Below are 15,131 nucleotides of genomic sequence, written 5' to 3' on the forward strand. Positions count from 1 at the left end.
ATAACTCCTCCCTTCTTTAAAATTTTATTTGTAAATTAAATTACAAATCATTATCAGTGTGCCACACAATTTTTTCCAATTTATTCTTTTTAATATGACACCTCTCAACACGTTTTTTATTGTTTGAGTATATCACATTATTTCTTGAAATACAAGTATCCGCACAAAAATACCGTACATTACAATTTTGACATGGAGCGATTTTGTCAACTATAGGTTTTGCAAACAAACCGTCTATATGTATCTTGTGTTCCGAAACTATAAAACTTCCAATTCCTAATTCTTCCTCTCTTAATGCAGCACATGAAAACACTATTCCATAAGTATTAATAAAAATAGAACGATATTGATGGTTACATAAACATTTAAATGTAAGTCCTTTTTCAGTCAGATTATGCATAATACGCAATTCCATAGGATCCTCCGCAAAATTTTCTTCTGCCCGTCCTTTTATATTAAGCTGTCTAATAACCGGCTTAATATGTAATCGTTCAGATAACTCTTTGAACTTTATTATTTCAGAATTATCATCGCCAACACTTACACATGATAAAGTAATTCTTTCATACCCACACATCTTCAGTTTATTAATTAATGCAATAACTTTATTATATACACCCTTTCCCCGTATCATGCTCACACTGTTTTCATCATATCCATCTAAACTAATATGTAAAGCATGAATATACCTCATTATAAGCTCGATGTACTCATCAGTTACCAAAGTTCCGTTTGTAATTATTTCTAATGACCCAGTAAAATTCTGCTTAATCACTTTACATACATCGACTATATCTTTCCGGCAAAATGGCTCACCGCCTGTTAATAATATTCTTTTCACTTTATTGTCTTCCGACCATTTTGAAATAGCTTTTATCATATCAATTGGCATTTCTCTATATTTTTTCCCACCAAAGGAATACGAGCAATGTTTACATGCCAAATTACACTGAGTTGTTATCTCAATGGTTATATCCGAAGGATATAATTGTAACTCATCCTTTTCTGCATTATCAATGCAAATACCTACTTCCCGAAATGCATTTATATATTTTTTTTCTTTTTCAGATAGTAAAGATATATTATTTTGAGACTTTTGCACCAAATCTTTATAAAGAGAATGCGACATTTTGATCCATCTTCCATCAAAAGCAATATTGCCAACAATACATTCATTACCATTTATTAATACTCTCGTATACTTCGAAAAAAATATACTATTGATATTTTTCATAACTTTTCCTCATTTATTCGATACAATATCTTTCTATATCCACAAAAGAAAGAATTAGTTTTATTCAAGTACCCTGTCATTTTATAATTTCCATATAAACAGCTAGCACTTTTGCAACATTTAAAATATCTGCATCCAACACAATCTTCCCTATTCAAAGACGTTCCATCTGTATATCGCGGTTCAATTTCTGAAACGTTTTCTATATTTCCTAAAAGAAATTGTTTATCATCCATAACATATGTACAAGGATAAACATTCCCCCCCAAATCAATACTAAACATGCTATAACCTCCCGCGCAGCCCCGTCTACCGATAAACAATTCATCATCATCTAGGTTTATATATGCATTCTTTCTTATATTTCTTATCTTATCTATTTCTCTTAATTGTCCTTCGAGAATCTCCAATGACTTGTCACTCCATTCAGAATCGAAATAATCTGGTACAACTTTCAACACTGTAAAGCCACGATTTATCAAATATTCACAACTACTACTAAGTTTTGAAACAGTTTTTGAATTATAGGTCACTCTCGCAGACAATTTTAAACTTGCATCAAACAATCGCGGAATGAGATCATCGACATCGCGCCACGCTGATGATCGGTTTTTATATCGTCTATTTATGCTATATATCTCTTCATCACCGTCTATACTTAATGCACATTCCACATTATTTTTTTTTAACCAAATAAGCATATCATCCGTCATTAATGTTCCATTAGTTGTTATAGAATAAAAAGGAGTGATTTTGTCATCAATTTTTTCATTTGCAATCTCAACAAATTTTTTAATAAAAGGAAACTTAATTAAGGGTTCTCCACCAAAAAATTTAATGAATATTTTTTTAGAGGCGGTCTTATAACACATTGTATTAATAAACTCTATTGTTTTTTCGATATAATCAATTTCGCAAACACCAGTATCCTCTCTTATAAGTCCTTCTTCATAGCAATAACTACAGGCCATATTACATGTCTTAGTTACCCAAATACTTAATTTCATACTGTCATCTTACCCCCTTCATGCAATTCCAATTTTATTATCCGATTACAAATTTTTAAAATTTGTGGTTTATGAGTTATAATAATTACAGTTTTTTCTTTAAAATGATTTTTAATAAACTCTATCATCTTCTCTTCACTATTAGAATCCAAGGCAGCAGTCGGCTCGTCTAGAACACAAATCGGCTTATTATCCAAATAAAGCTTATAAAGAGCTAATTTTTGAGCCTCCCCTCCTGATATATTTAAATTATTTTCTTTTACTTCAAAATTACCTTTTAATATACTGTTTCCTGATTCGTAAAAGTTCATTTCTTCCAAAAATTTTTTCATTTTATTTAATTCTTTTTCACTCTTTAGAATATTATTAAACTCTTCAGCCAGCAAATAGCTATTTTGAGTCATAACGCCTATTTGCGTCTGCAAATATTCCATATCAAATGTGTTAATATCAATTCCATCAATCTCAATTTTGCCACGTTCGACAGTACACAATTTAGTCAGCAATCTGACTAATGTAGTTTTTCCGCTTCCATTGTTCCCTACAATACCAATGATTTCTCCTCTATTAAACGTTTCGGTAAATCCTTTCAATATAAATCTTTCATTGTTATAACCAAACCATACATTATCAAAAGAAATATTTCCCATAAGCTCGCTGCTGTGTTTATAATCTCCCTTGATTATATTTTTTTCATTAAACATTACATTATAAATGTTATCTAATAAAGGAAAGAAATTTTTTATTTTAACAAACATATTTCCTATTGATACTATAGGACTATATAATCTTTGCACATAAATAGTCATACTAAACAACAAACCAACAGAAATCAAATTATTAGAAACATCAACAGCACCTAAAATTAATACAATAACAATTGCAAGAACATTAAAAGACATTCCTGTCATTCCAACAGTACACATGGTTTTCGTAAAATCTAATCCTTCTTTAGCCAGTTCATCACATTTATCTGCATACATTTTTTTTATATATTGAGTTTTTCCCGTCATTTGTAATGAAGGCATATTATTAATGGTTTCAGTGGAAAATGAGTTAAAATCTCCCATAGTCACTCTCAACTTTTTCATACGTTCTTTACTCTTATTTGCCACTTTTCGCTGAATAAATGCAAATATAATTGACATTACAACAACCAAAATGCCAATTTTAGGATTTAATATAATTATATATGAACTAATCCCTATACACAAACAAATATTTACTACCAATTCGCTGATATCAGATGTTAGTAGTTCTTGCAATTTTTCTATGTCATTATCTAAAATTGTGAGTACATCCCCTACTTTGTACTGGTTCCAAAATTGAATATCAACTGTATTAAGCTTTTTATATAATTTTTGTTTTGTCCTTAATACTATATCATTACCGAATTTAAAAAAAAATACTTTTTGCAAATAATAGAAAATTACCATTAATATCCCGCAAATCAACATCTCAGTAGTATACAACACTATATTTGAAACATCTCCCATAACAACTCCCAGATCAACAATTTTGCTTAAAAAACTAGGAAATATTACAGAAGCAATTGTATAGATCATTAAGAAAGAAAAACATTTTATCTGATTAACGATATACTTTTTTTTCTCTATATCTACTATTTTTAGTAAACGTTTCAAAAAAGTTTTTAATTCCATCTGCAACCCCCTCAAAGATTATATAATAACCATTTTTTACTCATACCAATATGATTAATTTTAACATTTTAAAAAACAATATACAATATACAGCGAGTTTGTCCTTACTAAATAGCCACGTTTACCAATAAGCAAAAGCCCTAATCATGGTTATGGATTCTCTTGAATCGCAAACTCCTGATTGGACTTTTATTTTTAAAAAGTAATAAATCTTCTATCTAATCTACACTCAAATTCTATCTGCGAAGAAATTATTGCTTATTAATTCGCTCAATCAGCCTATCTTTTAAAATGCTTTGATATGCAAAAAACGGCGTTACTAAACATACCATAAAAATAATTATTAAAACAATTAACAAAGAAGCATACGGCATTTTAAAAGAAGCATACGAAACAATTTGCTTAAACCAAAAATACAAGGGAATATATATTCCATTTCCTACTATGAGCAATAATATAAATGAAATTATCCAATAATAAAATCCCTCAATCAATAAAATCTTTAATTGCTGTCTATGCGTCATACCAATACTTTCCAAAATTGCAAATTCTTGTTTTCGGTTATTTACACTCGTAATCATTGTTGTAACAAAATTAAGTATTCCTACTAGCAAAAATATAAAAGACAATCCTATCGTTAAAACTTTAGTTGTCAAAATGTAACCTTCCATCTCTTTAGCTTTTTCAATCCTAGATATTATTTGAATATCCGAATTCAAAGAAGCAATCGTTTGAAGTTGCATTAAAACTTCATCATCATGTTTTCCATCAGTGTCAAATGCAATTCGAAAAATTTTAATTTGAGAAGTTAAACCTTCAAGCGCCGTTTTGCTTATATATAAATCCGGGGCTGTTCCTTTTTCATTTCCCCTCCCTCCTTGAAAATCAGCGCTAAAAAAACCATCAGCAACTTCAAACTCCGTCTCGGCCCCTTTAGTTTTTATAGTAATAATCTGATTAGGTTGAATTAAATTTTCCCCATCCTCATTTGTAATTGTCTGAAGCACAACAATCTTACCATCTTGAAACGCCTCTAGATCAATAGGATGTTCAAGTGTTTTATTTAATTCTTCTATATAACTATTATCAATTCCATAAACACCACTATAAAAATTCTCCGTATATGATTCGCGTTTTTCAGAAGAAGAAAAGTCTATACCTGCTTTTCCTTCTAATGAATCCACATATGCGCCAAATACCTCCTCATCATACTGCACATCAAAAGTAACACGTTCTTTGGCAACATAGGTAACTCTTAAGTTTTGAATTCCAGAGATATTTTTAATATCTTCTAGCATATCTGCCGTGATTGGACTTCCATCATCATGAATACTATAAGTAATTGCAAAGTCGCTTTCACCCCATTGCTGTATAAAGTTTTCCGGACTAATACTCGACAATAAAGACGTTGCTATCCAATATAACGCCAGCCCTAAAAACAAAGAAGAAATAACCAATATTGCGCTTTTTTTAGAGCGAAAAATATTTTGAAACGCCATTCTTGTTAATCTAAATACCTTATTCCTACGCTTATACAATTTTTTCGAATCCACATCATTATATGACATTGCCGCAATAGGAGAAACCTGGGCGGCTATTTTCGCAGGTTTAACACACCCTATTCTTGCAGTGACAAAAGAAAATATTGTGGCTCCTATAAAAACGAACGGAGAGAACGAAATTTGCAATCCTAAATCTTCATTCCCCGAATATAGCACATTTAAACTATATGGCACGATACCAAAAGATACTGCAGCTCCCAATATCAAGCCTATCGGAATTCCAATAACAGTAATATACAAAACTTGCTGATAAACAATTTTTCGTACTTCTTTTTTGGTAAATCCTATTAATCGAAGTTGACCAAAAAAGCGGATATCTCTAACTATACTAATATATAAAACATTATGTATTAACAAATAGCCGCTAATAAATATGAATAATAGTATAAAGACAATGCCTATAATTAATACTTGGCTGTTCACTTGTGTTACAGGAACAATTTCAAAACTCTGTGTTGAAGAAAATTTCACCTTGTCCTTTAACCTATCACACTCTTTTTGAATATCTCCTGTATCTTCAAAAGACACCATAACTACTTTACCAGTAGAGATAGCAGCCTTATTTTTAAATTCTTCTGAAACGTAAATGCTTCCTTTGTCATTAGTCCTAACTTGAGAGTAGTCTGTATAGTATCCCGCCAAAATAAACTCTTGCGTCTTAATAGAATCATCGTCATCCAAATGATACGACAAAGAAATAGACATACCTTCTTGTGGATTTGTTATTCCCAAACGCTCTAAAATCCATGTAGGTATCATTACTTCATTTTCTGTAACAGGGTAGTTTCCAACAACATCTGAAATAGTGGGCACCCTATGAAGGTTCCATTCATTTTCATCTATCCAATTTAGCCCTAGCAACAAATCTTCATCTTCCAAACCGTCAATTTGTCCTAAATGTTGAGAAATCCCAATATCTTTAATCGAATCTGATTTCTTTATCTCAGATACTTGCAAATCACTAGGGTTATTAATAGCCACATGAGCCGTTGTCCCCATCGCACGAATTTGTTGTAATTGTGCCGTCTCTATATAACTAAATCCAACACTAAACACAGATGTCAACATAAAAGTGGACAAAACTACCGCAATAATTACCACAACATTTCGATATAGATTTGACAAAAAAATTTTCTTAGACAATCCCCATATACGCCTTAAATTCATTTTATAATAAAAATTTTTTTTCATATATCTACCTTTCCATCTATAATATTTATTATGCGATCCGACAACTGAGCTATTTCCAAATTATGTGTAATCATAATCAGCGTTTGTTCGAAACGCTGGTTGACTGTTCTTAAAAGCTTTATCACATCTCCACTCGTTTTACTATCCAAATTTCCAGTTGGTTCATCTGCTAATATAACAGCCGGTTTCGATATAATAGCACGAGCAATAGCCACTCTCTGTTGTTGTCCTCCAGAGAGCGTATTCGGAAGATTAAAGATTTTCTCCTTTAATGAAAGTATATCTAAAACATCATCTAAAAAATCTTTATCTATTTTTCTCCCGTCAAGTTCTACTGGCAAAACTATATTTTCATAGACACTTAAAACAGGAATCAAATTATAATTTTGAAAAATAAATCCTATATTTTTTCTACGAAATAGTGTCAATTCTTCCTCAGACATAGAAGTAATATCTTTCCCCAAAATATATACATTCCCTGAAGTTGGAGTGTCTAATCCGCCAATCATATTAAGTAACGTAGATTTTCCACTGCCAGAACTACCAATTATGGAAACAAATTCTCCTTTCTGTACAGAAAAACTTATATCATTTACCGCTTTTGTTTGATTTGGCACTTTACCATAATATTTTTTCAAATGTTCTACACTAATAATTTCCATAATTCCCTCCATAATTGTATTAGAAAAAGTTTAAGTTTATATTATTATATATTTTATAACTATAAATGGTAAGCGCATAGTTTTAGGGCGTACCCTATAAATTAAATCTGACACCCCGCGCTAGAATGCCAGACATACGAGTATTTCACTACATTTTATTTACAAGTTCCCTGAGCCAATTTACTCCACGGGGCAAATTGTTCCAATTCCTCGTCTGACATTTCAGCACCAGGACGATGCTCTAGAAGGAAGCTCAGATATTTAAGTGGATCAAGTTCATTGGGTATTGCCCGCAGCCAATAGCGTCGTATGTGAGCCCAGCAACAACAACGCTGTGCCTCCGGCACTTTGTTGTATCCTTTATAACCATCAACCATTAGATAGTATCCGGGATCTGCACCTGCAAGAAAAGCAGCGGCATGACTGCCGGCTCTGGTCGGAGTGTAATTATAAAGGATGATAGGAATCCCACCATTGTCACCAGTTCGTACCAGCCAGACATAAGATTTACTCTGTGGTCTGCGGCCTTCTTCCTTTAATACCTGGATCGGAGTCTCATCTGCCATCAGATATCTGCGTTTCAACAGTTTCCGGTGCAGATATTCATACATTGGCAAAAAGTAATTCTCTGCGCAGTAGATGATCCAACCGGCCATGGTCGTACGGCTGATCTTTATCCCAAGGTGTTCAAAGTCCTTCTCCTGACGGTATAAGGGCATAGACATGACATATTTATAATACATCACATGTGCTGCAAGACCGGACGATGCATAACTCCCCGGGATCAGTGCAGGAGTTCCTTCGTCCTTGATGAACCGGGGATCTTCCGTTTCCTTGCATTGTGGACACTCATAGGTAGTCGCATAATAATCAATACGCTCCAGCTTTGGCTCTGTATAACGCAGTTCTGTCCGGATGGGTTCGTGTCCGATAGGAATCATCATTGTTCCACAAACATCACACGTTTTCTGTTCTTCCGTAAGAGTATCTACATAAACATTCTCTGTCGGAAGATCAGCAAAGACCTCATCATAAGCAGCTTTCGATTTACGGGCCTTCTTGTGTGCTTTTACTTAAGTAGATATGGGGATTGCTCCCCATATCCCTCATTCAAACCGCACGTGCCCTATTAAGGCATACGGCTTAACCCTATACTTCAACTTCGAGCATTGCACTAATTGGCTCTCTTGTCCACGCAATAGTTCTTTACATCCATATAAGGTGTGCCCCTTCCCTCCACTGTGATTAGCAGTTTCTTCGGTACTATGAGCACTCGGACTTCCTATTATCCGTTTGACTTCCTCTCTTATTCCTTTGATTGTACATCATACCTCATTTGAGGAGATAATAGGATCTCAGCTGTTCCGATAACATACTTATCATCAACCTCGCCAAGTTCTCTGACTGGGGGATGCCATCATAACCTCGCCCTAACGGTTACAACGATATTGTCTGCTGTGAATAAGAACACATCGACCATTTCCAACCTCATAATAATTTCCCAGCTCAATCACTTCACTTTCGTTTCGGCTCTGTTGCTCCCTGTCCTACGCTTAAACCTAACGTTACCGCTTCGGCTCCAAGGACTCGGTACAGGCGGTTGGTTAGACCTTACCTGATAGGATTTTTCCTACTGTATTATTATCAGCTTACCAAAGCTTGCAGAATTACTTCCGCTTGCTAGGGGAAATCAGCTATGCTGATTTCTCAGCTCGCACCTCTTTTAATATTATACTACAATCAAACCAATCTTCCAATTATTTTCTAACTTTTCAGATTCTTCTTTCGATATATTCATTTTCTTTTCATTTCTAGTCCAAAAACGGTATTAGAAGAATTTTGGTAAAAATTTAGCAGGCAATAATTTGAATATTATTGCCTACCAAATTAATGATGAAATCATATGATTCTTCTGTCAATCAGAACCAATCTGCTTTCTCCTATCGGAGTCCAAGCATACACACTCTTGCAATATAACGTATCATCAGCTCCGAGCCTGTGCTTTCTGTATATTATCTGACCAATACTTATTGCTGAAAAAATTCCCATTTCTAGGCAAATTTCTGAACATATCCATAACAATATCATATGACAAGCCAGATGTGTCCACAAACATCTCTTTCCCATCTTTAGATTTAACTGCAATTCCGTTATCACCCACATACGCTACTGTATTGTCATCTAATTTCTGTATTAATCCCGTCATTTCCCCAAATTTCTTTAGAGGGAACTCCCCGGATTCTTCACAAAGTTTTCGGAACTTTTCTGCATCCTCACCTACCATATACGGATATTTTCCGTCTCTAATATACCATGAAATTCCCGTTTCTGAATCCGTGTATTTAGGATCCGTTAATGCCCATTCTTTCAAAGGAACACCCTGATACCATGCTGTCATTTTTTCACTGGAATCATTGCTTATTTCTGGTTCTTCATTTTGAATTTCTTTCTCAGCAATTTCATCCTGCTCCTGTTTATCTACTCTATATGACGCGTTATATTTTAATGCCTCATAGATTTCTTGAACATTTGCATATTTGTTAACTGCTGCACCATCCGGTACCTCTAATACTTCCTTTTGTTGAAAAGTATGTGACTGGTTATATTTTGACCCAGGTTTTCTTCCTGCATAAATATTGTTATTTACAGCGGTATTTACCATATTTACCATATTTATAATCCCTCCAGCAGCAATATAATCTAATTTTTTTATTATAGTATGTTGCACTTTATGCCAGATTTCTATAAAATGCAACATACAATGAAAATATTCTGTTGTGCTTGCTTAATATTCCATATTCGAGCATCTATTATTGTGCATAAGCAGCAGAAGCAATATAGCCTACCTGCGAAGAGCCAACAGAATACAACTCATAATGGAAATGGTATCTAACACCTACCTTAACACCTGTAAATGTCAGTGTCCATGAATCTCCCGAATAATTAGCAATTTGTACCGGTGCACTTGTTCCGTCACTTCCTACAAGAGTAATTGTTCCCTGAAGATAATCTGTTCCACTTTTATTAGGCATATAAACATCTAAGCACAACTTTGTAACGCTTGAGTTATTAATGGTGTAATAATAATTTCCGTTGAATACACCGCTTCTGGAATTGCTTCTTGTAATGGTTCTATTTGCATCATACCGAATCGTATCTGCAAGAGCAACGGCGTCATCATAAGCAGGTACTACGTCCAAATTGCCACAATCGCTTACTTCTACTGCCTTATTTGCATTAGGCGCAGCCTGTCCCTGAGTGGATACTTCACCTGCAAACGCAGTTGTTCCCATTGCCAAACATAACATCAAACTCAACACCAACGCCTTTAAACTTTTTACCTTCTTCATTTTAAAATCTCCTTTCAAATTAACATATAATAACTCCAATATTATTACCCGCTAAATAATCATAGAAATCATATGATTCTTCTCTCAGTCATAACCAAGCTACTCTCTCCTATGAAGTCCAAGTTTTCTTTTTCTCATATGTTCAAATGACTAAGCACTATTTATACTTACTATTTGCACTTGTCAAATCAAGATAAGCATCCATACTTTTCGTCCAAAGCAACGATAAATCAAACCTTCCCAATTTGTTTAAATCTTCTATGCATTCTTTAAACATTGAAATAAAATCTCTTCTGTCATTAAGCCCCATATTACCAGCTTCAAGCGGCAAAGACGTAAAACCTCCCTGCTTCTCCACTTTGTAATGTGCCTCCAATGCACGCATTTCGACTACTGTGGCGTTTGATGGATCAACGTCATTGATATAAATTCTTTGTTCAAACTCTTTTCCGTTTTCATCCACACCTTTCGCTAACACCACTGGATTTTCATCCGTCGAATCATCCGCATATTTAAGGCAATAAGAAAGACCTGTACCATTACCTCCTGTCCACAACATATTATCTGTTGTGAATATCTGGTATACCTTTGGTGTTTCAGCCGTATAAAATGTCTTTTCCGCAGATACAGGGGCTTTCATATTATTGCCTTTTTGTTGGCGGTACATTGAAGATACCGTATTTAGACCAGAACCAATGTTCATACTTCTGTTCCTCCAATCAGCTTAAAAATCTCTCTATATTCTAGCCCACTTCCTGCCTTAACTTTTTTTGAATACACATGAAAAGGATTTCTCACCATATGGGAAATTGGTAGATCTAAATTTTGTAGTAAATGTATAATTACCAGGTGCTGTTATTTTTCCGCAATCATACCAGTAATAAAAGCCATCCGCACCATTACCTGAAATTATAAACGGCTGCTGTTTAAACCACGAAATACTTCTTCCGTTAAAAGTTGTAGTATCACTTCCATATCCATAAACCTTGATGATGACACAATAGTTTCCATTATCTAACAAACCATGATTATAAAGTTCAATTTTAGTTACTTGTGGAGCCGGACCATTACCAGACCACCACAAAGGACTGATGCCATTGTCATTATCCTCATCAATAGCCACCGTCATTCCGTCAACTTTTGTCAACTCTGGAACTTCACTTTCTCTCTCTGCCGCAAATGCGACTGTACTCATTCCCATTAGCATAGTTAAAGCTAATGCAAAAGCCACTACTTTTTTAATTTTCTTAAACATACTACCATTCCTCCTATTTCAATATCATTTTTGCATCATGTATAAAATTATTCTCCTATTTTAGATGCCAACACTGTATAAAATTCTTTTTCCTGTTGCAGATATGCTGCCCTTTCCTCTGTAACTGCCGCCAACGGGTTTTCTATTCTCTCCAATATTTTATCAATAGCTGCCAGACAACTTTCTTTCGTTTCTCCAAAAATATTGTCATCACCACCTGTCAGAAAATCCTGCTCTACAGATAACTGCGTTAAGGTACTGACTGCATCCGTCTGAAATGGATTAAAACTGGTTTCTTCCAATGTTTCCTGCCATGCCGCCTTTACACTCTCCGGCACCGTCTGAAGGTAATAATCTCTAATATATGCAATCTGCTTTTTGGTCTTTTCGTCTGCAAACTGATAGGTTCTGTTATTCGCTTTTAACTGTTCATATGCCGCCTGTGCATCACTGTTCGCTTCTGACTCATACCAGCCATCTTTATTTTTGCTATATCGCATACCATTGACCGTAAAATCTTTGGAAGTGTCGATACCCAGATAAGACATCACATCCGTAATTCCTTCTATATACCGGGCATATTCCTCCTTGGAATGTGCTACAGTAGTCATTGTCCCACCTGCATTTCGTAGCATTGATGCCAATGCATCTGCCATTCTTTGTGCTTTTACATAAGATTCTGTATCATACGGATTATCTCCACCAGAAACCTCTACTCCATGCGTCGTAACCGTAAGCACATGACCTCCATTAACACGAATACTTTGTCCTTCTGCAATATTAACAGAATTATTCTGTCTGCTAAGTGAAGCACTTTTCGCCAATTTTATTGGTGTTTTTAACGCTTGTACCAGATCCTCTACCGGATTTAGTAAGTGCTGCGACATCACCCCGTTATATGCTTCCTTATCTTTAATAGCTGTATTTTTATAATTAGATGTAAGCCCTCTTGTATTAGGATTAATATAACTTGATATTGATTGCATCATCTCAACCTCCTACATACTTCTACGCCTCTTAGTCTGCACAGGCTAAGAAGCGTAAAAATATTCTCGCAAGTAAAATTGCATGTAATTATCGTTTATGTTTCCATAAATCACTCTTTGTAAATCAAGCAAAAAATCTCATATTTGAAATTGTTGCTGCATACTTATATGCAATTAAAATCTGTGGTTCCCACACAAAGTTTGTACTTGCCATAATTTTGCCACCGATTAACCATTTCTGTTTAGCCAAAAGCTGATTATCCCCAGAATACATTACTTCAATTTGACCAATTTTTGATTCTAATTGAATTCCCTGACCAGCCGCTGCCATCATTTTATAGAAGCCAAGCCAATATGCACCATTTCCATTACCAGTCAAATATATTTTTGTTACAATAGCATCATTTGGAATACTTGCCTCATTACTCAAATCATAAGTATACCATCCCCTATATACAGGAGTTGTATTTCCCACTGGTATATTTCCAAAGCTAATATCCAAACCTGTATCTACATAACCATACTGACCTACTCTGTAATAATCGCCCATATAGAGTGTATAATTAGATGAGCTAAAATTGTTCTCTATAGATGAGGATGTGCTGGCTTGTACAACTACATAATATGTACCGACTTCATCCACAGTTCCATACAATTCTTCTGCCGTAGTTCCACTCTGAAGATTATAATACATTTTAGTAATTCCAAGTGTAGAATCATACTTCAATAAATACATATCATAATCACAGCCGCTTGGTATATTCGTCAAAAAGACACTAATCGGTTTGGAAGTGTCCAATACTTCAATTGTATACCAATCTACATCATTTGCATCATGAAGTGAAGCATATGTGATCTTGTTATATCTTCCCTTTGTAGCAACAGCCGGACCATTGTTCGCCTCATAAGAATCACCAGTAGCAGTTAATGCTATGCCACTATCGTCCATCTTAATCTTATCAATTGAATCTCCCTTGAACTGTTCCAAAGAGCCAACCTCCGCTACTTCTTCAAAACTGCTACTCTCCTTCAATGTTGAAAATTCATTTTCCATTTCTGCTGCATTAACAGTTGCTACACTTCCTAAAGATACCATCATGGAAAATGCTAACAACATCGCTGCTTTGTTTCTTAATTTCATTATCTTTCGTAAGCGATGAATAACATACCGTTCCAAATTTAATTGAAGATTTGGGATAATACAGTCAATAAACAGTAAACGACTACTTTATCTATTTTCAGATCTGGATGCGGACGTATCACTCTTCTTTTCTTAAGCAAAGGTAGCCGTTTACGGTGTTTAACTACTTTAGCTAACAGGAGGAGCAGCTTATGCGTAATAAGAGAAGAACAGACGAAGAATGGCTGTCATTAATTCAGCAATGTCGCAGCAGTGGATTTTCTGACCGTGTCTGGTGTGAGCAGAATGATATCTCTATCAATACGTTTTATAATACTGTCACAAGGCTGAGAAAGAAATCATGTATGATTCCGGAGACAGACAGGCTAATCGTGGATGCCACACATGAAATCGTACCACTTTCCATTACAGAAGAATCGCATATACCGATATCGAATCCAGTCAGACTGCTGTCAACAGATGCAACATCAGAGGGCGAAGCACTGACAGTTATCATAAACGGCTGTAAAGTTGCAATCAATAATCATGCAGGCAGGGATGTGATCTATCATACGATATCTGCCCTGCGGAAACTTTGATCGGTGATCTGTCCAGAGTACAGAAAATCTATCTGGTTACAGGAAGGACTGATATGAGAAAATCCTTTGACGGACTCATGGCAGTCATCCGTGACAATTTCCAGATGGATCCGTTCTCCAATGCGGTCTTTCTGTTCTGTGGACGCAAAAAGAATACGATGAAAGCCCTCTATTTTGACCGGGATGGATTTGTACTCCTGCAGAAGCGCCTGGACAATGGAAAATTCCAATGGCCACGCAATGCTTCAGAAGTCAGACCTCTGACAAGGCAGGAATTCCGCTGGCTGATGGAAGGACTTTCCATTGACCAGCCGAAAGCGATACAGCCTGCGAAAGACAGGGATTACTGATTTGTGCAATATGTAGATTTTGAAAAATTTTTCTACAGCCGGAGCAGGCTGTTGACGGAAGATATCCACAGATGTGAAATCATGGGGTGCGTTGTCCGGGGATAGTTGAGCATGACATCATCATGATGTGCATAACTTTACGGAAAATCCCGGA

At 35.1% G+C, this 15,131-nt stretch carries 13 protein-coding genes and 1 pseudogene; 2 read left to right on the forward strand and 12 right to left on the reverse strand.

Translation table 11 applies throughout. The annotated features are described in order from the left end of the window. Nucleotides 1-40 precede the first annotated feature (40 nt). From RHOM_RS15730 to RHOM_RS15785, 12 genes and pseudogenes are all read right to left on the reverse strand, one after another. The gene (locus tag RHOM_RS15730) at nt 41-1,234 is read right to left on the reverse strand and encodes a radical SAM protein (protein WP_014081256.1); all 1,194 of its coding nucleotides are present in this window, start codon (nt 1,232-1,234) and stop codon (nt 41-43) included. Then, nucleotides 1,231-2,241 (reverse strand): radical SAM/SPASM domain-containing protein, encoded by a 1,011-nt coding sequence (locus tag RHOM_RS15735; protein ID WP_014081257.1) that lies wholly within the window; start codon nt 2,239-2,241, stop codon nt 1,231-1,233. The genes RHOM_RS15730 and RHOM_RS15735 overlap by 4 nt, the downstream gene beginning before the upstream one ends. Then, nucleotides 2,238-3,902, reverse strand: a complete 1,665-nt coding sequence (locus RHOM_RS15740; RefSeq protein WP_014081258.1) for an ABC transporter ATP-binding protein — start codon at nt 3,900-3,902, stop codon at nt 2,238-2,240. The genes RHOM_RS15735 and RHOM_RS15740 overlap by 4 nt, the downstream gene beginning before the upstream one ends. A 251-nt stretch (nt 3,903-4,153) precedes the next feature. Beyond that, nucleotides 4,154-6,655, reverse strand: coding sequence for an ABC transporter permease (locus tag RHOM_RS15745; RefSeq protein WP_014081259.1), 2,502 nt, complete (start codon nt 6,653-6,655; stop codon nt 4,154-4,156). Continuing rightward, nucleotides 6,652-7,317: an ABC transporter ATP-binding protein gene (locus RHOM_RS15750; protein ID WP_014081260.1), complete on the reverse strand. Its 666-nt coding sequence runs from the start codon at nt 7,315-7,317 to the stop codon at nt 6,652-6,654. The genes RHOM_RS15745 and RHOM_RS15750 overlap by 4 nt, the downstream gene beginning before the upstream one ends. A gap of 155 nt (nt 7,318-7,472) precedes the next feature. After that, a pseudogene (gene tnpC / locus RHOM_RS15755) lies at nt 7,473-8,336 on the reverse strand (IS66 family transposase); the annotation flags it as partial. 965 nt (nt 8,337-9,301) lie between these two features. After that, a complete protein-coding gene (locus tag RHOM_RS15760) occupies nt 9,302-10,075 on the reverse strand; it encodes a hypothetical protein (protein WP_014081262.1) in 774 nt (257 codons plus the stop codon). Between the two features lie 52 nt (nt 10,076-10,127). Next, entirely contained in the window at nt 10,128-10,667 is a 540-nt protein-coding gene (locus RHOM_RS15765; RefSeq protein ID WP_014081263.1) for a hypothetical protein, read from the reverse strand. A 157-nt stretch (nt 10,668-10,824) separates the two neighbouring features. Beyond that, nucleotides 10,825-11,370, reverse strand: a complete 546-nt coding sequence (locus RHOM_RS15770) for a hypothetical protein (protein WP_014081264.1) — start codon at nt 11,368-11,370, stop codon at nt 10,825-10,827. A gap of 57 nt (nt 11,371-11,427) precedes the next feature. After that, nucleotides 11,428-11,922 (reverse strand): hypothetical protein, encoded by a 495-nt coding sequence (locus RHOM_RS15775; RefSeq protein ID WP_014081265.1) that lies wholly within the window; start codon nt 11,920-11,922, stop codon nt 11,428-11,430. A gap of 47 nt (nt 11,923-11,969) precedes the next feature. Then, the gene (locus tag RHOM_RS15780; RefSeq protein WP_242823147.1) at nt 11,970-12,911 is read right to left on the reverse strand and encodes a hypothetical protein; all 942 of its coding nucleotides are present in this window, start codon (nt 12,909-12,911) and stop codon (nt 11,970-11,972) included. A gap of 121 nt (nt 12,912-13,032) precedes the next feature. Beyond that, on the reverse strand, nt 13,033-14,049 hold the full coding sequence (locus RHOM_RS15785; RefSeq protein ID WP_118143242.1) for a hypothetical protein: 1,017 nt from the start codon (nt 14,047-14,049) through the stop codon (nt 13,033-13,035). 191 nt (nt 14,050-14,240) lie between these two features. Between RHOM_RS15785 and tnpA the strand changes: the two genes are divergently transcribed. Next, on the forward strand, nt 14,241-14,627 hold the full coding sequence (gene tnpA / locus RHOM_RS15790) for an IS66 family insertion sequence element accessory protein TnpA (RefSeq protein WP_007888257.1): 387 nt from the start codon (nt 14,241-14,243) through the stop codon (nt 14,625-14,627). Then, complete coding sequence (tnpB, locus tag RHOM_RS15795; protein WP_007888256.1) at nt 14,624-14,977, forward strand: IS66 family insertion sequence element accessory protein TnpB; 354 nt, start codon at nt 14,624-14,626, stop codon at nt 14,975-14,977. Before tnpA ends, tnpB begins: the two co-directional genes overlap by 4 nt. Nucleotides 14,978-15,131: the final 154 nt, after the last annotated feature.

The organism is Roseburia hominis A2-183 (assembly GCF_000225345.1).
Classification (GTDB): domain Bacteria; phylum Bacillota; class Clostridia; order Lachnospirales; family Lachnospiraceae; genus Roseburia; species Roseburia hominis.

Excerpts from the sequence above, each read along its gene's own strand:
- RHOM_RS15775 (WP_014081265.1), bottom strand. The coding sequence starts at position 11,922 with ATGTTTAAGAAAATTAAAAAAGTAGTGGCTTTTGCATTAGCTTTAACT.
- tnpA (WP_007888257.1), top strand. The coding sequence starts at position 14,241 with ATGCGTAATAAGAGAAGAACAGACGAAGAATGGCTGTCATTAATTCAG.
- RHOM_RS15745 (WP_014081259.1), bottom strand. The coding sequence starts at position 6,655 with ATGAAAAAAAATTTTTATTATAAAATGAATTTAAGGCGTATATGGGGA.
- RHOM_RS15730 (WP_014081256.1), bottom strand. The coding sequence starts at position 1,234 with ATGAAAAATATCAATAGTATATTTTTTTCGAAGTATACGAGAGTATTA.
- RHOM_RS15770 (WP_014081264.1), bottom strand. The coding sequence starts at position 11,370 with ATGAACATTGGTTCTGGTCTAAATACGGTATCTTCAATGTACCGCCAA.
- RHOM_RS15785 (WP_118143242.1), bottom strand. The coding sequence starts at position 14,049 with ATGAAATTAAGAAACAAAGCAGCGATGTTGTTAGCATTTTCCATGATG.
- RHOM_RS15750 (WP_014081260.1), bottom strand. The coding sequence starts at position 7,317 with ATGGAAATTATTAGTGTAGAACATTTGAAAAAATATTATGGTAAAGTG.
- RHOM_RS15765 (WP_014081263.1), bottom strand. The coding sequence starts at position 10,667 with ATGAAGAAGGTAAAAAGTTTAAAGGCGTTGGTGTTGAGTTTGATGTTA.
- RHOM_RS15735 (WP_014081257.1), bottom strand. The coding sequence starts at position 2,241 with ATGAAATTAAGTATTTGGGTAACTAAGACATGTAATATGGCCTGTAGT.
- RHOM_RS15760 (WP_014081262.1), bottom strand. The coding sequence starts at position 10,075 with ATGTTGCATTTTATAGAAATCTGGCATAAAGTGCAACATACTATAATA.
- RHOM_RS15780 (WP_242823147.1), bottom strand. The coding sequence starts at position 12,911 with ATGATGCAATCAATATCAAGTTATATTAATCCTAATACAAGAGGGCTT.
- RHOM_RS15740 (WP_014081258.1), bottom strand. The coding sequence starts at position 3,902 with ATGGAATTAAAAACTTTTTTGAAACGTTTACTAAAAATAGTAGATATA.